Source organism: Amycolatopsis sp. YIM 10 (assembly GCF_009429145.1).
Classification (GTDB): Bacteria; Actinomycetota; Actinomycetes; order Mycobacteriales; family Pseudonocardiaceae; genus Amycolatopsis.
This window is the reverse complement of record NZ_CP045480.1, coordinates 7,202,512-7,220,113: the sequence shown is the minus strand read 5'-3', so window position 1 is coordinate 7,220,113 and position 17,602 is coordinate 7,202,512. Positions and strand designations below refer to the sequence as shown.

Below are 17,602 nucleotides of genomic sequence, written 5' to 3'. Positions count from 1 at the left end.
CCCAACGGATGCTCCTTTCTCGGACGGCGGGTGCCGAAGTCAGGACACGAGCGTGGTCTTCGCTGCCCCCGGCAGACCGACGTGGGTTCGGATCAGGGTTTGGAAATCGTTGATGTTGCGCTCCATCTGCCGCGAGAGCAGCGGATGTGGAAAGGCCGGTGAGCGCATTCCGGCGTGCATTCGCTGAATGATGTCCCAGTCCTCGTCGTTCACCTGCTTCCAGTTCTCCAGTGTCTGCGCCCGGTGGGGCTCGAATTCCTCACCGTGTGCTCCTTCTTCCCCGACGAAGTAGAAGTGCAGGTGCTCGATGGTCTTCCCGGCGGAGACGGGCTCCAGCACCCAGGCGAACAGGTGGTCCGGCATGACCCCGATCAGGAAGGTCGGGTAGACGCTGAAGTACTCGGCCTTCACCGATTTCTGCCCGTCGCGCATGGGCCAGCGGGGCAGCTGCGTGCCGTTGATCAGCTCGGGTTCGTAGCGCCCGGTGCCGATGCCCATCAGCCGGTCGCTCAGCTTGATCTGGTACCGCTCGGAGAACGGGGAATAGGTGTTGAGCGTCTTGTGGATGAAGGGCACGTGGTAGCTTTCGAGGAAGTTCTCGACGATGAGCTTCCAGTTGGCGTCGAAGTCGTAGCGCAGTGAAGTCCCGTAGGTCATCGAACTCAGGTCGTAGTCCGCCCACCTTTCCTCCAGTGGCGCGATCGCCTGGGTGAAGGATTCCGGCATGGCGGAGAAGTTCACGAACACGAAGTCCAGCCACTGCGCGACGGCGATTTCCTTGAGCCCCAGCTTCGTCTGCTGCCGGTCGGGCAGGTCGGTGGCGTTGACCCCGGCGAAGTGCTTGGTCCAGGTGAGATTGCCGGCCAGGTCGTAGGTCCACGCGTGATAGGGGCACACCACGGTCTTGCGTTCGCGCTGGTTCTCGCACACGAGCTGGCTGCCACGATGGCTGCACACGTTGTGGAAGGCCCTCAGCTTGCCGTCCTCGCCGCGGGCCACGAATATCGGCACTCCCTGAACCATCGCCGGTGCCACGTCGCCCGGTTCGGCGACGTCCCGCACGAACCCGGCGAACATCCAGGCCACGCTGAACAACCGCCGGTTCTCGGTCGCCAGGTACTCGTCACTGGTGTAGGCGTCCTTTGGCAGTACCGCGAATTCGGTCATGTCACTGGGGTCGGCCTCCGCCGCGACCACGGAACGGCCGACGCCGCCGGTTTCGCCGGCGGCCGTGTGCACACCCGACGCGGATACGGACTCGTTCGACACAGCAGTCCTCCACAGCATTCCAAGACAGGAACAGACCCCTCGAAATCCCCGGACAACCGCTCCCACGGCCGGGGGACTATTCCCTCTACGGTGCAGCGTGGTGCGACGTTGTGTCAACGCGAACAAGGCGATCTCGTGACCCGGGAACGTCCCGCCGGCGTGACGTCTCGATGATCATCATTTCCGGCCGAGGCGGTGCGGGCATCCGCTCGCCTTGCCCGGTGCGCCCGGTGCCCATAAACTGGAGAATTCACCTGACCGTTCCTGGAAAAGGAGGTCTGAAATGGTGGCGCCTTTCCGGCGGCTCAAGCGCTTCGTGCGCGGCTTCGTTTCCGGCGTGCACGCGGGAAACGGAATTCTCCACGGGATACGGGCGCGCGACGCCTCACCACCGAAACGCAGCCGGCGTGACGGGGAGGTTTCACCGGGGCCGCGGCCCCGGATCGAAGGCGACAGAACCTGAACGGACGACCGGTACCGGGGTGGGTGACGCCTCCGCCGAACGGCCGTAACGCCCCCGCCGGTTGCCCCAATTCTTCCCGCTGACCGGAACGATGTTCAACCGATGGGGTTGTTCCGGCGGCAATCGGGGTAGCCGTCTCGGGTGAGCCCGTCGCGAAGGGGAAAAGCGGTCGTGCCCGACACCGGCTTTCACGCCAGTACGCCGGTGCTGGCGTCGACAAGAGCGGTCACCAAGCGGAAGTCGCCGAACGGCCGGCCCCGGGTCCTGGTCGGTGAGCGCATCATCACCACCAGGGTCGGCCTGCTGCTCCCGGCCGACCTCAGCATCGAGGACTGGACTTCGGCGGGGCGCAAGCTCTTCCGGATCGCGGACTCGTCCGCGTGGTGCCTGGGTGACTGGCTGGCGCACGGCCAGCGGCGGTTCACCGGCCGGTACCAGCAAGCGGCCGAAAAAGTAGGGCTGGACACCAAAACACTGAGGAACTACGCCTGGCTGGCGCGCCGGTTCGACCACGGCCGGCGCCGCGGTGGCCTGAGCATGCAGCACCACGCCGAAGTGGCCTCGCTCCCCGTGGCCCAGCAGGATCGATGGCTCGACCTCGCCGAGGAGCACCACTGGTCGCGCAACGAACTCCGGCGGCGAATCCGCGGTGCCGCCCAGATCGCGAGCCGGGAACCCGGCGGGACGGGCGATCAGGCCGGCACCGGTTACCTTCCGCGGGTGCCGGTCGCGCCGGAGGAACTGGCGCGCTGGCAGGAAGCCGCCGAACAGATGGACGTCGACCTGCACACCTGGGTGGTGCGAGCGCTCAACGACGCCGCCCGGCGGAAATCCGTGGAAACCCGTGCCACGCCGGTCACCGTGTCGGCCCCGCCAGGGCAAGTGGTCCTCAACGAGTGAGCGACTGGAGATGAACCGGGATGAAGATCGTGGTGGACTGGAACCGCTGCGCGGGTATCGGCATGTGCGAATCCCTGGTGCCCGACGTGTTCGAGGTCGACGAGGACGGTCAGATGAACCTGCTGACCGAGGAAATCCCCGACGGCCAGGAAGCACAGGCACGCGAGGCTGTTTCCGCCTGTCCGAACGAAGCCCTGTCGCTGGAAGACTGAGATCATGGCGGACCGACTGGTCGTCGTCGGCGCATCGCTGGCGGGACTGCGCGCGATCGAGGCGGTGCGAGCCGACGGCTGGACCGGATCGGTGGCGCTGATCGGCGCGGAGGAACACCTGCCCTACGACCGGCCGCCGTTGTCGAAGGACTACCTGGCCGCCGACGAGTGCGCCGACCCGACCTACCGCGAGGAGCGCAAACTCACCGAAGAACTCGGTGCCGAACTGCTGCTGGGTTCACCGGCTTCGGCGCTGGATGTCCACGAGTGCACGGTGAGCGTCGGAGAACGCGTCGTGCCCTACGACGCACTGGTCATCGCGACCGGTTCGCATGCCAGGGAACTGCCCGGAACCCGTGGTCTCGGCGGCGTTTTCACCATTCGCACGCTCGACGACGCCAAGGCGCTGCGCGTCGCGCTGCGTCGCGGGAAGCCGAAGGTGACCGTGGTGGGCGGCGGGTTCATCGGCTCCGAACTCGCCGCGGTCGGCCGCACCCTCGGCTTGCCGGTCACCGTGGTGGAACGGCACGCGACCCCGCTCGCCGGGGCCGTCGGTGAGGAGATGGGCCAGGCGCTCACCCGCTTGCACGAGCGGAACGGGACACGGGTCCTCGTTGACGCCCAGGTCGAGGAAGTGGTCGGCGACGATCACGTACGTGCCGTCAAACTCGCCGATGGCACGGAGATCGAGACGGACATCCTGGTGGCTGGGGTCGGTGCGGCACCGTCGACCGGTTGGCTCGAGAATTCCGCGCTCACCGTCGACGACGGGGTGGTCGCCGACGCGCGACTCGCGGCCGCGCCACGAGTCCACGTCGCGGGGGACATCGCACGCTGGCCCAACGCCCTCTTCGACGACGTCCTGCGCGGCCCGATGCGCCTGCAGCACTGGACCAGCGCCTCCGAACAGGGTTCGCGCGCGGCGCTCAACGCCGTGTCCCCGGACCGGGCACGCGCCTACGAGACCGTTCCCTACTTCTGGTCCGACTGGTATTCGAGCAGGATCCAGTTCACCGGCATTCCCGCCTCCGACACCCACGCCGTCGATGTCGAAGTGGTCGCGGGCGACCACACCGAGGGCGGTCCCTTCACCGCCCTCTACCGCGCCAACGACAGGATCATCGGCGCGCTGGCGGTGGACATGCGCGCGGAGGTGATGAAGTACCGCCGCCTCATCGCGGCACGCACTCCGTGGGCCGATGCGATGGAGTTCGCCAGGACGAGGCGTCGGAAGGCCGCTGCCCGCCGGTCCGCCTGAGCCTGGTGCCGCCCTCACCGCGTCAGTTCGAAGCGGGCGAGGCGATCGGGGTCGGAGAGGATGTCGATGGCGGCGATCTTCCCGTCGGCGATGGTGAAGCCGATGATCGAGATGAGTTCGCCGTCGACGGTGTTGAGCAGGCCCGCGGTTCCGTTGACCAGTGCGGTCCGGGTGGTCGCCGTGGTGGCCATGCGCTGGAAGGTGGCCAGCTGACCGGCCACCGCCGCCGCGCCGCGGAGGGTGCGCATCCCGCCGGGCAGCAGGGTGCCGCTGTCGGCGCGCAGCACGATGCCGGGGTCGAGAATGGCCAGCAGCGCATCGAGATCACCACCGCGGGCGGCGCTGAGGAAGGCGTCGACGACGCGGCGCTGGGTGAGCGGGTCCGGGTCGGGATCCGGGGCGGCGCCCTGGACCTGCCGCCGGGCGCGGCTGGCGAGCTTCCTGGCCGCGGCCGGGGTGCGGTCGACGATGGGCGCGATCTCGTCGAACGGCAGGCCGAACATGTCGTGCAGCACAAAAGCGAGCCGTTCGGCCGGGTTCAGCGACTCCAGCACCACCAGCAGCGCCAGTCCCACCGAATCGGCGATCAGCGCCTGCGTTTCCGGGTCGGTGGTGTGCTCGATGCTGACCACCGGATCGGGCAGGTGGGCCTCCAGCGGGTCTTCGCGCAGCCGGCGGCGTGAGCGCAGCAGGTCGAGGCACACCCGGCCGACGACCGTGGTGAGCCAGCCACCGAGATTGCCGATGTCGCCGGTGTCGGCACGGGCCAGCCGGAGCCACGCCTCCTGCACGGCGTCGTCGGCTTCGGTCAGCGAACCGAGCATCCGGTAGGCCACCGCCTTCAGGTGCGTGCGGTGCTCCTCGAACCGCTGGGCCAGGAAGTCGCGCTCGTTCATGGTCGTCCTCTCGCGTGGGTGGTCCACAGCCTTGACGCACCCGCCGCCGGGAATGTGACCAGCGGGCCGGCGGTCACATTCCCGCCGTGCCGTCCGTCAGTGCGGTCGTTGGCGATTCGACGAACGGAGCGGGAACGGATGAGCAGTACCGAGGTGCACGGGACGGTGGCCGATGGTTTCGAGGCGGTGCGGGAGGCGTTCGCCGCCGTGGTGGCCGAGGACGAGGGCACGGCGGGCGCGCAGGTCGCGGCGTACCTGCACGGCAGGCCGGTGGTCGACCTGTGGGCCGGGGACGAGGTGGCCGGTGACACGCTGACCGGCGTCTACTCCTCGACCAAGGGCGCCGCCACCCTGGTGGTCGCACTGCTGGTGCAGGACGGGCGGCTGGAGCTGGACGAACCCGTGGCGCGGCACTGGCCCGAGTTCGCGGCGGCCGGCAAGGACCGGATCACCCTGCGGGACGTGCTCACCCATCGTTCCGGGGTCATCGGGGTCGATGGCGGGTTCTCCGCCGGCGAGCTCGCCGACGACCGGGTGATCGCCGCTCGCCTCGCCGGGCAGCGGCCGTACTGGCGGCCGGGATCGGCGCATGGCTACGGCGGGTTCGTGACGTTCGCGATCGTGGCCGAAGTGGTCCGGCGGGTCGCCGGCCGGTCGTTGCCGGAACTGTTCGAGGAACGCGTCCGCGCGCCGTACGGCTTGGACCTCCACTTGGGACTTCCCGAGGCGCTGGAGGACCGTTACCGGGAAGTCCTGCCGGGATCGGCCGCCCCCGGGGAACTCGCCGCCTTCTGGGCGTCGGTTCCCGGGCCGCACAGCCTCACCGGAATCGGGTACGGCCTCAACTCGACCCCGCCGCTGGACCAGGTGGCCTTTGTCAACACCCGGCGGGTGCGTGCGCTGGGCCAAGCGTCCGCCGGTGGGGTGGGCAACGCCCGTGGCCTGGCCGGGATGTACGCGGCTGCCGTGTCCGGTTTGGACGGACGTCCGCCGTTGCTGGCGCCGGAGGTGCTCGGTGAGTTCGGAATGCCGCATTCGACCGGGAGCGATCTGGTCACCGGGCCGGCGGGGCAGTACGCACTCGGCTTCCAGGCGAAGGGCCTTCGTTATCCGTTCCTGAGCGCGAAAGCGTTCGGCCACAACGGATCTGCCGGTTCGGAGTCCTTCGCCGACCCGATCAGCGGCCTCGCCTTCGGTTACACCCGCCGCCGGTTCTCCTTCAACTGGTCCTACCCCGAACACGACCTGCTCGCGGCCGCCGTGCACCGCGCGGTCACATCCGCCGCATCCCGTTCGTCAGAGCAGTGACACAGCAACAAGAAAGGAACTCACCATGAGCATCCCCACGACGTCGCAGCAGGAAAACCTCCGGTCGCGCCTGCCCAACCCGGCCACCCTGGTCCCCGAACTGGGCGAGGTCGGCGGAGCCCTGTTCAAGGCAGCCGGGAACGGGTCGATCCCGCAGGTCACGATCAGCCTGGTGCAGCTGCGCGCCGGTCAGCTCGTCGGCAACACCTATCTGACCACCCTGCACACCGGCAACCTCCGCAAAGCCGGCGAGGCCGAGGAACGCATCACCGCGGTGTCCTCCTGGCGGGACGCGCCCTGCTTCACCGACGCCGAACGCGCCGCACTGGCACTCGTCGAGGCCGTCCTCACCCCGAATCCTTACGGGGAGCGCGTTTCCGACGACCTGTACGCCGAAGCGTCCCGGCACTACGAGGACAAGGCGCTCGCCACCCTCGCCATGGCGATCGGGCAGGTGTGCTTCTTCATCCCCCTCGCCCTGATCGGCAGGCCGCTGCCCGGTGTGTCACCCGCGGAGCAGTGGCGGCAGTAGCGCTCAAGCCGGGCGGGTGTGCTTCGTGCCGTTGGTCTCGGTGACGCAGGCAAGGGCGTCGAAGCAGCCGAAGGCGGGTTGCTCGCAGAAGTAGTCCGCCATCCGCATCCGGGTGTACTTCTCCCTGCCGGAGGCAGCGGTCGCCGCGCGCAGGTCGGCGATCGTCCACGGCGCGGAATCGGAAAGGCAGATTCGATGGCCGTGGCCTCCGGCGGTGGGAGTGGCGCTTCCTGGAAGGGAAAGCCTTCTGCACCGGTGAGATCACCACACGCGGCACCCGTGCGGCCGCCGCGCGACGTCACCCCGATGGCGCGGTAGCCGTCACCGAGTTCGGCGGCGAGGTGGTACCCGGCGGGGAACAGTTCGCCGGAGCCGAACGGCTCCGGCGCCTTCTTCAGGCGCCAGTTTGTGCGCGATTCAGCTGGTCCAGCAGCCACGCTCCGCGGAGATGGTGGGACGCGACGGTGTGCCAGTCGTTGCAGCCGCGCCACCAGTTCGGCCAAGGCCGCCGTCAACGCGTCCCGCTCGGCCTGGTCCACCAGCGGATAACCGAACAGGACCTTCATCGGTGCGGGATCGTGGAAGCGGCCGACGAGTTCGCGGGCCCGTGCCAGCGTGGGCATCGCGTCCGGGTCGCAGCTCTCAACGTACGCCGCGATCGCTTCCAGCGCGGGTAGCGGTGAGCCGAGGGAGCCGGGGAGGTCGACACCGGTGTACCTGACCCGGGCTGCCGGTTGTAGGTCCGCAACCAGTGGAGGACGTCGTGCAACTCCGGCACTTCGCCGAGGCTCAAGGGAATCGCGGCGGCGACCTCCTCGATCTCCGCGGGGGGCGCCGCCGAGCCAGTCGTCCAGCAACTCGCTTCCGGTGAACGGCGCTTCCACGGCGAATACGGTGAAACCGCAGCGCTCGACGAGGAAGCGCAGCATGCGGTGACGGACTTGGTAGAACTCCCTGACGTGGTGGGAACTCTCGCCGAGGCCGACCACCCGCGCCGAACCGACGATCTCCGCCACCGGCGCGAGGTCGTCCAGCGGTGCGTCCAGATCGAGCGCCGCGACCGAATGCCCATGGGTGCGGATCCAGTCGACCAGACTGCCGTTCGTCACGCTCACCACTCCGTTCGACCCGGCCGTAAGCGTGCGCTGTACCCCTACGTTGGCGAGTGTAGCCGAAACGCGTTCAGTGCCGGTGGTGGATCGACTCGATCACCCGGGTCAGGTCGGCTTCGGTAAGCGGTTCGTCCACCGCCAGCGCCCATTCCCAGTGGTCATCCCGCCAGCGGTGCACGTGGCGCCGCTGGTGCCGGTCGGCCCACCGCGACGGCATGGGGGTGTCGACCGGCCAGCGGCTCAGCTCCGGATGACCGGGGACTTCCAGCAGGATCCGGTACGCGCCGGTATCCGGATCGCCGTCGCCGCCGTGGTAGCCGAGGCCGCGTGGCCACCAGTGCGGCATCGGCAGGTCGGCTTCGTTCAGCCAGCGGCTGGTTCGTTCACGTTCGGCGCGCTCGTCGTTGTGCCGGGTGGATACCGGGCCGTCCCAGGTGAAGACGTCCTCCGGGAGTTCGGCGTCCGGGGTGAACTCGACCACCTCGACGAGGTAGCCGGCCTCCGGCATCGCCTGGCGCAGCACGGTGCCCGTGGCGTCGTCGACGGTCACCCGCAGCGGGTACGGCTTGCGGTCGCGTTTGACGGACAGGAAGGCGAATTCCCACGCCCTGCGCCCGGCGACCTCGACCGGCTCGCCGGGGCCGTCCGGGGTGGGGAACTGACGCAGCCAGTCGAACACGACACCCGTGCCCTGCCGGACGCCGAAGAGCGTCCGTGGATGGTTCACCGAGAAGGAGATTCCGGCCGAGGACATGTCCTCCATCCGGCCCCGGGTGCGTACCAGCTGGCGCTGCCCGTCCTTGACGTGCCAGACACCCTGCTCGTCCTCGACGCGCCACCGATCCGGGGCCCGGTGCCAGAACCGCAGTTCGCCGTGTGGGGTGGATTCGCCGGGCAGCCGCCAGCGGATCCTGCCGGTCGCGGTGCGGAACCCGGCTGCCTGCATCCGCCCGGACGCCTCCGGCCAGGCCAGTGTTTCGTCCGTCATCGCGCCCACGATAGTGACCAGGACGAGCACCGGGCTCCGGAAACCCGATCTCGTGCGCGAACGCGCGCAGCCGCGCGATCAAGGCGGGCGAAGCCGCGATGGTCCGCTGCCTGACTCGACGATCATCGTCTACGTTCGGGTCATGGGAGCGCTTTTCGGCCGGGCCGATGAGACCAGCCGCATCGACGAGCTGGTCGGTGCCGCGCGAAGGGGCAACGGCGATGCGCTTCTGCTCAGCGGCGAGCCGGGCATCGGCAAGAGCGCCCTGCTCGACTACGCGCGAGCGGCGACGGGGTTCTGGGTCATCGAGGCGTCCGGGGTGGAGTTCGAGACGGAACTGCCGTTCGCCGCGCTGCACCAGCTCTGTGTCCCGATCATGGGGCATCTGGCCGAGCTGTCCGCACTCCACCGTGAAGCCCTCGAGGTCGCGTTCGGACTGGCCGGCGGGACTCCCGACTTGTTCAAGATCGGCCTCGCGACCCTGGAACTCCTGTCGTGCGCCACTCGGCGAAGTCCCGTGTTGTGTGTGATCGATGACGCCCATTGGCTGGACGACGCGTCATCGAAGATCTTGACCTTTCTCGCTCGTCGCATCGGTTCGGAGCCGATCGCGCTGGTGTTCGCGGCTCGGCCGGGTGCGACGAAGGGGCTGGACTCGTTACCCGTTCTGGTGGTGCGGGGACTGAATGACACCGACGCCCGCGCGTTACTGGCTTCGGAGGGCGTGCTGACGGTGGACGCGCGGGTGCGTGACCGGCTTCTTGCCGAAGCGCGCGGGAATCCGCTGGCGCTGCTGGAGCTGCCGAGGGCAGGGGGGTTCGCTCTGCCGGACACCTCACCGGTATCCGGCCGGATCGAACACAGCTTCCGCGAAAGACTGGCGGACCTGCCTGCCGACGTCCGGCTTCTGTTGACCTTGGCGAGCGCCGATCCCACTGGCGATCCCGGCCTTCTGTGGCCCGCTGCGACCCGGCTGGGCATCGACGTGTCGGCCAGTGCCGCCGCGGCGGCCGCCTCCGGCCTGGTCGACTTCGCGACCCGAGTGCGTTTCTGCCACCCACTGGCCCGTTCCGCGGTGTACCGCGCCGCGGAGCCGGCCGAGCGTCGAAGCGCCCACCTAGCGCTGGCCGAGGCCACTGACCCGGGCACCGACCCCGACCGCCAGGTGTGGCACCGTTCGCAGGCCTGCACCGGGCCTGACGAGGACCTCGCGGCCGCCCTGGAACGCTCCGCCTCCCGCGCCCAAGCTCGCGGTGGTGTGGCGGCCGCCGCGGCGTTTCTCGAACGCGCCGCGGCGCTGTCGCTGACGCCTTCCCTGCGCGCCGGACGCACCCTTGCGGCTGTTCGATCCCAGCTCGACGCGGGTTCCATCGACACAGCGGCCGAGTTGCTGACCACCGTCGAGGGAAGCACCCCGGACGAACTCGCGCAGGCTGATCTGTTGCGTGGCCAGATCGCCTTCGCCCGGCATACCGACAGCGACGGCCCGACGTTCATACTGCGTGCGGCACACCGCTTGGCCGAGCTCGACCCCGCGCGATCTCGCGACTGCTTCCTCGACGCGCTGGAGATGGGGCTCGCGGTCGGCCGGGCCAGTGGGGTGATGGACATGGTCGTGCGGGAGGCGCGCTCCGCCCCACCCGCACCGGAGCCGCCGGACTTCCTCGACGCACTGATCCTGCTGACCGCCGAGGGACACCGGGCCGCCGCGCCCCTGCTCCGCACCGTCCTCGACGGCCCGACCTGGACCCGGCGTCCGGCCTTGGCCGCGATACTCGCGGCCGAACTGTGGGACCTCGACACCCACGCGACAGTCACCGAGTGGCTGGTGAAGACCGGCCGTGACACGGGTTCGCCCCTCACCCTCCGGCTGGGACTCGCACAAGTCGCCTCCGCCGCCGTGCAGACCGGCGATCTCGCGAAGGCCATCTCGGCGATCGCCGAGGAGGAAGCGATCGCCGACGCACAGGGGGTGGCGCCGATGCTGTACCCGCGTCTGCACCTGGCTGCCGTGCGTGGTCGCCGCGAGGACGCATTCGAGCTGATCGAGGCGGCTGCCTCGGAGGCGGCGATTCTGGGCAGTGGGCAGATGATCGCCAACGTCCACTGGGCGAAGGCGGTCCTGTACAACGGCCTCGCCGACTACCCCGCCGCGCTGGCCGCCGCGCGGGAGGCTGCCGCACCCGGCGATCTCTTCCTCGCCGGGATCGCTCTGCCCGAACTGGTCGAGGCCGCCGTCCGCTGCGGGGATCAGGCCGCCGCCACGGCAGCGCTGGAGTCACTGACCGAGCGCACCGAGCCCGGTGGCACCCCCTGGGGTCTGGGCGTGACCGCATACGCCCGAGCCCTGGTCACCGGCGCCGAAGACGACTACCGCGCGGCGATCGATCACCTCGGCGGAAGCTCGGCGATCCTCTACCGTGCCCGCGCCTCACTGCTGTACGGCGAGTGGCTGCGCCGTGACGGCCGTCGCGGCGATGCCCGCAAGCACCTGCGCGCTGCCCACGAACTTCTGTCCGACATGGGCGCGGAAGCCTTCGCGCGCCGCGCCGCCGCGGAGCTGAGCATCACCGGCGAAGTCGCGCGCGGCCGTTCATCGGGAACGCTCGACCAGCTCACCATGCAAGAACTGCACATCGCCCGGATGGTCGGCGGTGGCGCGACAACCAAGGAGGTCGCGTCGCGGCTGTTCCTCAGCCCGCGGACGGTCGATGCCCACCTGCGCAACATCTTCCGCAAGCTCGGTATCACCTCGCGCAGGCAGCTCAGGGATCTGCCCGAACCGCTGCGGAACGACAGCTGACAGTCACCCGACGCGAGAAAACGGGTCAACGGCGGACCACCGACACGACCATGGCGATCACCGCGGCGATCGCCATGGCGACGCCGGTCACGGTGAATGCGCCTGCCAGGCCCGCGGCGCCGATCAGTGGCTGTACGGCCAACGGGGACAGGAACTGGCCGAGGAAGATCGCGGCCACCAGGCCGCCGAGGATCCGGCCGCGTAACCGAGAATCGGCCAGTTCACCGAGGCGCAGGTTCAGGTTGGGCACGACGAGACCGACCCCGATGCCTCCGACCAAAAGGCCGCCGATGACCTGAACCAGCGTTCCCGCCGTACCGATCGACAGCCAACCCGCACCCATCAGCGCGACGCTGACCATGGTGATCCTCGCCGAGGTGAGGCGACGGCGCACCGAGGAGAAGGCGAGCGCGCCGACGGCACCGGTCAATGTGCTGCCGGCGATCACCGCTCCGGCAAGGGCGGGGCCGGCGTCGAAGGCGGTGAGCAGGAAGGGTAGTTGTGTGGGGGCCATGAAGAACACGAGCGTGACAACGAGAGCCAGCAGGTAGATCCCCGCGACGGGAAGGGTCTCCTGTCGCGGCGCCTTGGGGCTTGGGAACGCCGGGCCTGGTTCCGTCCGCGCGGGGCGTGACGGTTCCCGTAAAGCGAACACGGCTGAGGGCAGTACGGCGATCGACACGGCGTAGAGCAAGAACGGCGCCTTCCAGTCGACGGTGGCCAGAAGCCCCGCCGCCGGCAGGAACACCACTCCACCGGCACTCGCGAACGCCTGTTGCAGGCCGAGGAACGCCGCCCGGCGCGGCCCGTCGAACCAGTCCGTGATCGTGGCGCTGATCGCGGTCATGATGCCACCGACCGCGAGTCCGAGCAGTGCGCGGGTGATCAGGAGAAATCGCAGGTCGGTGCTGACGAAGCCGGCTGTACCCGCGAAGGCGTAAAGCACCAGGCCGCTCACGAGCAGAGGGCGGCGCCCGAGACGATCGGCGACGACGCCCGAAAGCGGGGCGCTGATGGCGATCGCCAGTGAGGTGATGGTCAAGGCGAGCCGGACCAGGATGTCGCTGCCGGGAGTGCCCGCATGGACCTGGCTCATCACGGGGAGGCTCGGCGCGATGACGGCGGCTGCCATGAGGGTCAACGTGGCCGCGGAAAGCACCGTGGCTCGGGCGGCCCAGGTGGGAGTTCGGCCGGTGGTGTCCGGGCTTCGCGCCGGCGGTGAAGGCAGTGTGGTGCTCATGGCTCTTTCCTTGGGCAGCGCGGGTGATCGTCAGTCGCCATGCGGGCCGGGAGGGGCGCTGCCGGTGTATTCACCGAGGTCGGACACCAGTTTGGTGAGTTCGGCGTCACTGTCGTACCGGCGCTGGTGCAGTGCGGTGATCTTCGCGCCCAGCTCGGGGTCGTCGTCATCGGAGATGTCGAACGACATGAACTTGTCGACCAGCGGAAGCCCGACCCGATCGGTGTTCATGTGCGAAGGATGAGTGAGGTACTCCCAGTAGCCATCGAGATCCTCGAGCTCGAAGATCGCGCCCCACTCGTACTCACCGCCGAAGTCGCGGCCGACGACGAAGGACTTCACCGCGGGGATGGAGCGCCCCTGGTTCCGCAGGCTTTCGAGGGCCTCGTCGAGCTGTTCGGTGGTGACGCCGGGCTTGATGGTGAACCGGTTGCCGTGGTAGATCATCGTGATTCCTCTCGAGTTTCTTCGCCGCGTTGGAGCTGGATGTGGCGAGTACCGGCTCTGTGTCCGGCTCGCGTTCTCACCACACCAACTTCTCAGGACCGAGCTCGAGGTCGCGCCGGTGGAAATCACCTATGTCCGCCACGGCGCGGGTACCTAGGTGATTCCCCCCCGGTCTGCCGCCGACGCTGACCGTGTCGACCACCGGGGACGGCGGGGTTGCCTCAAGCGGGATCCCGGTGGCGGGGAACGTCTTCCACCCACCAGCGCTTGACCGCACTGCCGCCCAGCAAGCCGATAGCGCAGACACCCAGGACCGCGCCGAGCACATCGGTGACGTAGTGCTCGGCAAGCGCTACTCGGGCAGCCATGGTGACCAGGAGGGCGCCACCCTGCAGAGCCAATACCGCGGAGAGCCACTTCCGGACGAAGACGGCCGCGATCACCACCGCGAGCATTGCGAACGCGCCCGCGACAGAAGCGTGACCGCTGGGGTAGCTGAAACCTTCCGGTTGTCCCGGCGGTCCGGGGCGGCGGAAGGCGAACTGAAGAGCGGCCAGCAGCCCGCAGCTCAACAACAGCGTGACGCACCACAGCAGATCCGCGCCGCGCCGCGGTCGATGCCACCAGGCGCGCAACGCCACGGCAACCAGAACCGCGGCACAGGACAACACGGTAACGGTGCTCAGGACCAGTGCCATCTGGTGCAGTGGACTTCCTGGCACGACAACCACGTTGTCGACGAACCAGCGGTCGACCGAGGGAATCTCGTTGCGCACCAGTAGACCGAGCAGGATGAACGCCAGCGCGCAGCCTGCGCCGGCGAAGCCGGTCAGCGAGCGGGAACGCCGGACAGCGGAGGGAAGAATCTGGGCCACCTGCCTTCCGGCTGAATGCTTGCGGGCTGTGGCCATCGTGCGTCGGTGACGGGCGGAGATCCACCACTGGCGGAAAAACCAGGGGAGTTGCCGGGGCTTCCCTTAGGGGCGCGGCACTACCCGGCTGAACCGCCTGAGCAGTGCCGTGTCCCTCTCGAGAGCTACCGCGGATGTTCGCCACGGAGTGATGTGGCGCGGCCCGGTTCGTTCGTAATCTCGCCGTACTGAAAGGCAAGCGGCGAGAGGACTTCTGATGACCATCCCCACCGAGCGGAAAACACCGCTGCAACGGTTCCGGGTGCCGGTTCTGCTCCTCGGCACCGCCGTGCTGATGGTCGCCGCCCGCGGGCTGGACACGCTCGTTTCGGGCGTGCCGGTGCTGCGCCTGCTCGTCGGGCTCGGTGCGGCCGCCGGGGCGATCGCCGGTTACACGTGGCTTTCCCGTCGCGTCGAGAACCGGGCGGAGGTCACGGAACTGGCCACTGCCGGGCGGTGGCGGGGACTCGGACGCGGCGCGCTCATCGGTGCCGCGACCTTCCTCGCGACGATGCTGCTCGCGTTCCTCTTCACCGACGCCGGCATCACCAGCGGCTCGTTCTGGGCCTGCCTCGGCGTGGCAGGTTCGATGGCTTCGGTGGCGGTCACCGAGGAACTGCTGTTCCGCGGCGTGGTGCACCGCGTCCTGGAGGAACGGGCCGGCAGCATCATCGCGATCGCGGTCTCGTCACTGATCTTCGGCGCGACACACCTGCTCAACGGCAACGCCACACTGTGGGGCACCCTGGCCATCGCGGTCGAGGGCGGCGCGCTGCTGGCCGTCGCCTACACCGCCACGCGGTCGCTGTGGCTGCCGATAGGACTGCACTTCGCGTGGAACTTCACCGAGTCCGGTGTGTTCGGTACCGCGGTATCCGGTGCCGAGGGTGAACTCGGCCTGTTGCGCACCGTCCTTTCCGGACCGGACGTGCTCACCGGCGGGACGTTCGGCCCGGAAGCGAGCCTCTTCGCGCTGCTGTGCTGCCTGGTGCCGACGGTGTGGCTGCTCCGCCGGGCGAAACTCGTCACTCGGCGCTGACCAGCCCGGTCCGGTAGGCCAGCACCACGGCCTGCACCCGGTCACGCAGGTTCAGCTTGGTCAGGATCCGCGAGACGTAGGTCTTCACCGTCTCCACGCTGAGCACCAGTTCGGTCGCGATCTCGGCGTTCGACAGGCCGCCGGCGATCAGCCGCAGCACCTCCAGCTCCCGCCGCGCGAGTCCGTCCAGCGGGGCGGGAGTCCCGGCCGGGCGGATCCGGTCGGCGTAGCGGCCGATCAGCGTGCGGGTCACCGCGGGGGGGAGAAGCGAGTCGCCGCGGGCGATGGTGCGCACGCCGTCGATCAGTTCGGACAGCGGCGCGTCCTTGAGCAGGAACCCGCTCGCGCCGGCCCGCAGCGCGTCGTAGACGTACTGGTCGACGTTGAAGGTCGTGACGACCAGTACCTTCGCCGGGTTCGCCGCCTCGGGACCGGCGATGCGGCGAGTCGCTTCGATCCCGTTCAGCAGCGGCATTTCGATGTCCATCACGACGACGTCGGGGTTCAGCCGCTCGGCCTGCGCGAGCGCCTCGTGGCCATTGGCGGCCTCGCCGACCACCTCGAGGTCCGGCTGAGCGCCGAGCACGGTCACGTAACCCGCGCGGATGAGTTCCTGGTCCTCGCAGACCAGGACGCGGATCGGCCGGTCGGTCATGCCGCACTCCCTGCGGGAATCATGGCGCTGACCCGGAACCCGTCGGTTGACGGTCCGGCGGCGAACCGGCCGCCGAGCGCCTGCACCCGGTCACTCAGGCCGCGCAGCCCGCGGCCGCCGGAACCGAGCGCGCCGGGTTCTGTCGCCGTGCCTTCGGTGGTCACCTCGATTTCCAGGAAGTCCGGACCGTAGGAGACGCGCACCGCCGCCGGGGCACCGGCGGCGTACTTGGCCGCGTTGGTCAGCGCTTCCTGCACGATCCGGTAGGCGGTCAGCTCGGTTTCCGGCGGCAGTTCCGGGCGTTCGCCCTCCTCGACCAGCTCGACGACCCGGCCGGGCCGGTCGACGAGGTCACGCAGCGCGGCCAGGCCCGGCGTGCGTGCGCCGGTTGCTTCGAGAACGCCCAGCAGGAACCGGAGTTCGGTGAGAGCGTCCCGGCCGGAGCCGGTGATCGCGGTGAGCGCTTCGGGAACGCGTTCGGGTGCCAGATACCGGGCGGCGTCGGCCTGGACCACCATGGCCGTCACGTGGTGGGTCACCACGTCGTGCAGTTCGCGGGCGATCCGCGCGCGTTCGCCGGCCACCGCGGCCTCGGCGGTGAGCCGGCGCCGCTCGGTCTCCTGGTGCCGCCGCTGCCGCACCATCGCGCCCAGCAGCCAGCACCCGGCCAGCACCGCGTAGTAGACGGCGTAGTCACGCAGACCGGCGGGTGATTCGCGGAGCACCAGCAAGACCGCGAACACCACGTACCCGGCCGATGCCACCGCCGCCACCACCCGGCGGAACCGCTCCTCGTGCGCCCCGGCCGAATACAGCGCGAAGTACAGGGCGAGGCTGCCGACAGTCGTGGGGTAGGCGAGCACCTCGTGCGCGGCGAAGCAGATCCCGGTGACCGCGAGCGCCGCGGCGGGCCACCGGCCGCGCACCGCCAGCGGCAGGGTCTGCCCGGCGACCAGCAGCACCGCGAGGATGTCTCCCGAGCGCCGCGGCAGGTCCCCGAACTGGGCCCCGAGCACGGCGAGCCCCGGCACGAACGCGGCGCCGGTGAGGGCCACGGCGAGCCAGCGATCCCGCACCTCGGCGCTGACACCCGCCCAGCGGCTCCGGACACTTCTCGGGGTTGACATGGACGGGAGCCTACCGACCCGCGCGCACCCGGCCGATCATGTAGATCAGTGGCAGCCCCCGCGCGAGTTCGAGAGCAGACCGCCGAGGCAGGCTGTCATGCGGTCGTGTGCTGTGGTCTGGGACCATCGGTGCGGTCTTCGGGTGGAATGGCCACGTCGAGCAGGATCAGGTGGAACTCCTGCACCTGCCGGTACCGCGCCAGCACGGCCGTTGGCATGACTACCCACGGCTTCTGCTCGCCGCAACACGACCGGAGGCGGTCGAGTGCCGAATATGCCATGATCGCCAGCCGCTCATCCGCCATCCGGCGCAGTTCGATGACCGCGTCGGCGGGATCTGTCACGTGATCCACGCACGGCAAATAGACAACCGGCGGAAGGTCCGGCGGGGCCTCAACGGATTCCTCCGGGCGTGCATTCATGTTGCTCATGGGGCGTTCTC

Annotated in this window: 16 protein-coding genes and 1 pseudogene; 7 read left to right on the top strand and 10 right to left on the bottom strand. The window is 69.3% G+C overall.

Features of this window, described 5'->3' with window-relative positions; genetic code table 11:
• Positions 1 to 39: 39 nt before the first annotated feature.
• Entirely contained in the window at positions 40 to 1,269 is a 1,230-nt protein-coding gene (locus YIM_RS33990) for an aromatic ring-hydroxylating dioxygenase subunit alpha (RefSeq protein WP_194239846.1), read from the bottom strand.
• A gap of 634 nt (positions 1,270 to 1,903) precedes the next feature.
• Here YIM_RS33990 and YIM_RS33985 point away from each other — a divergent pair.
• From YIM_RS33985 to YIM_RS33975, 3 genes are read left to right on the top strand one after another with little or no spacing between them, the layout of a single operon-like run.
• Complete coding sequence (locus YIM_RS33985; protein WP_153034205.1) at positions 1,904 to 2,632, top strand: LmbU family transcriptional regulator; 729 nt, start codon at positions 1,904 to 1,906, stop codon at positions 2,630 to 2,632.
• Between the two features lie 20 nt (positions 2,633 to 2,652).
• Positions 2,653 to 2,844, top strand: coding sequence for a ferredoxin (locus YIM_RS33980; protein WP_153034204.1), 192 nt, complete (start codon positions 2,653 to 2,655; stop codon positions 2,842 to 2,844).
• 4 nt (positions 2,845 to 2,848) lie between these two features.
• Positions 2,849 to 4,102, top strand: a complete 1,254-nt coding sequence (locus YIM_RS33975; protein WP_153034203.1) for an NAD(P)/FAD-dependent oxidoreductase — start codon at positions 2,849 to 2,851, stop codon at positions 4,100 to 4,102.
• A 14-nt stretch (positions 4,103 to 4,116) separates the two neighbouring features.
• Here the strand turns inward: YIM_RS33975 and sigJ are convergent, their stop codons facing one another.
• Complete coding sequence (gene sigJ / locus YIM_RS33970) at positions 4,117 to 4,998, bottom strand: RNA polymerase sigma factor SigJ (protein ID WP_153034202.1); 882 nt, start codon at positions 4,996 to 4,998, stop codon at positions 4,117 to 4,119.
• Positions 4,999 to 5,136: 138 nt separating this feature from the next.
• Here sigJ and YIM_RS33965 point away from each other — a divergent pair, with 138 nt between their 5' ends.
• A complete protein-coding gene (locus tag YIM_RS33965) occupies positions 5,137 to 6,306 on the top strand; it encodes a serine hydrolase (protein ID WP_153034201.1) in 1,170 nt (389 codons plus the stop codon).
• A 25-nt stretch (positions 6,307 to 6,331) separates the two neighbouring features.
• Entirely contained in the window at positions 6,332 to 6,838 is a 507-nt protein-coding gene (locus YIM_RS33960) for a carboxymuconolactone decarboxylase family protein (RefSeq protein ID WP_153034200.1), read from the top strand.
• A gap of 485 nt (positions 6,839 to 7,323) precedes the next feature.
• On the opposite strand, the pseudogene YIM_RS49415 reads toward YIM_RS33960, so the two are convergent.
• Both YIM_RS49415 and YIM_RS33950 read right to left on the bottom strand, forming a co-directional pair.
• Positions 7,324 to 7,767: pseudogene (locus tag YIM_RS49415) on the bottom strand (erythromycin esterase family protein); the annotation flags it as partial.
• A gap of 253 nt (positions 7,768 to 8,020) precedes the next feature.
• The gene (locus tag YIM_RS33950) at positions 8,021 to 8,938 is read right to left on the bottom strand and encodes a hypothetical protein (protein ID WP_153034198.1); all 918 of its coding nucleotides are present in this window, start codon (positions 8,936 to 8,938) and stop codon (positions 8,021 to 8,023) included.
• A 142-nt stretch (positions 8,939 to 9,080) separates the two neighbouring features.
• On the opposite strand from YIM_RS33950, the gene YIM_RS33945 reads away from it, so the two are divergent.
• The gene (locus tag YIM_RS33945) at positions 9,081 to 11,741 is read left to right on the top strand and encodes an AAA family ATPase (protein WP_153037419.1); all 2,661 of its coding nucleotides are present in this window, start codon (positions 9,081 to 9,083) and stop codon (positions 11,739 to 11,741) included.
• Positions 11,742 to 11,766: 25 nt separating this feature from the next.
• Here the strand turns inward: YIM_RS33945 and YIM_RS33940 are convergent, their stop codons facing one another.
• From YIM_RS33940 to YIM_RS33930, 3 genes are all read right to left on the bottom strand, one after another.
• The gene (locus tag YIM_RS33940; RefSeq protein WP_153034197.1) at positions 11,767 to 12,981 is read right to left on the bottom strand and encodes an MFS transporter; all 1,215 of its coding nucleotides are present in this window, start codon (positions 12,979 to 12,981) and stop codon (positions 11,767 to 11,769) included.
• A gap of 30 nt (positions 12,982 to 13,011) precedes the next feature.
• Positions 13,012 to 13,428 (bottom strand): Dabb family protein, encoded by a 417-nt coding sequence (locus YIM_RS33935; RefSeq protein WP_153034196.1) that lies wholly within the window; start codon positions 13,426 to 13,428, stop codon positions 13,012 to 13,014.
• A gap of 221 nt (positions 13,429 to 13,649) precedes the next feature.
• On the bottom strand, positions 13,650 to 14,339 hold the full coding sequence (locus YIM_RS33930; protein ID WP_153034195.1) for a phosphatase PAP2 family protein: 690 nt from the start codon (positions 14,337 to 14,339) through the stop codon (positions 13,650 to 13,652).
• 217 nt (positions 14,340 to 14,556) lie between these two features.
• Here YIM_RS33930 and YIM_RS33925 point away from each other — a divergent pair, with 217 nt between their 5' ends.
• Entirely contained in the window at positions 14,557 to 15,378 is an 822-nt protein-coding gene (locus YIM_RS33925) for a CPBP family intramembrane glutamic endopeptidase (protein ID WP_153034194.1), read from the top strand.
• Here YIM_RS33925 and YIM_RS33920 read toward each other — a convergent pair.
• The 3 genes from YIM_RS33920 to YIM_RS33910 form a co-directional block, all read right to left on the bottom strand.
• Positions 15,365 to 16,033 carry a response regulator transcription factor gene (locus YIM_RS33920; RefSeq protein ID WP_153034193.1) on the bottom strand — a complete coding sequence of 223 codons (669 nt, stop codon included), beginning with the start codon at positions 16,031 to 16,033 and terminating at the stop codon, positions 15,365 to 15,367. The two genes, YIM_RS33925 and YIM_RS33920, sit on opposite strands and share 14 nt — an antisense overlap.
• A complete protein-coding gene (locus YIM_RS33915; RefSeq protein WP_153034192.1) occupies positions 16,030 to 17,160 on the bottom strand; it encodes a sensor histidine kinase in 1,131 nt (376 codons plus the stop codon). Before YIM_RS33915 ends, YIM_RS33920 begins: the two co-directional genes overlap by 4 nt.
• Positions 17,161 to 17,255: 95 nt before the next feature.
• On the bottom strand, positions 17,256 to 17,591 hold the full coding sequence (locus YIM_RS33910) for an SAV_915 family protein (RefSeq protein ID WP_228004183.1): 336 nt from the start codon (positions 17,589 to 17,591) through the stop codon (positions 17,256 to 17,258).
• Positions 17,592 to 17,602: the final 11 nt, after the last annotated feature.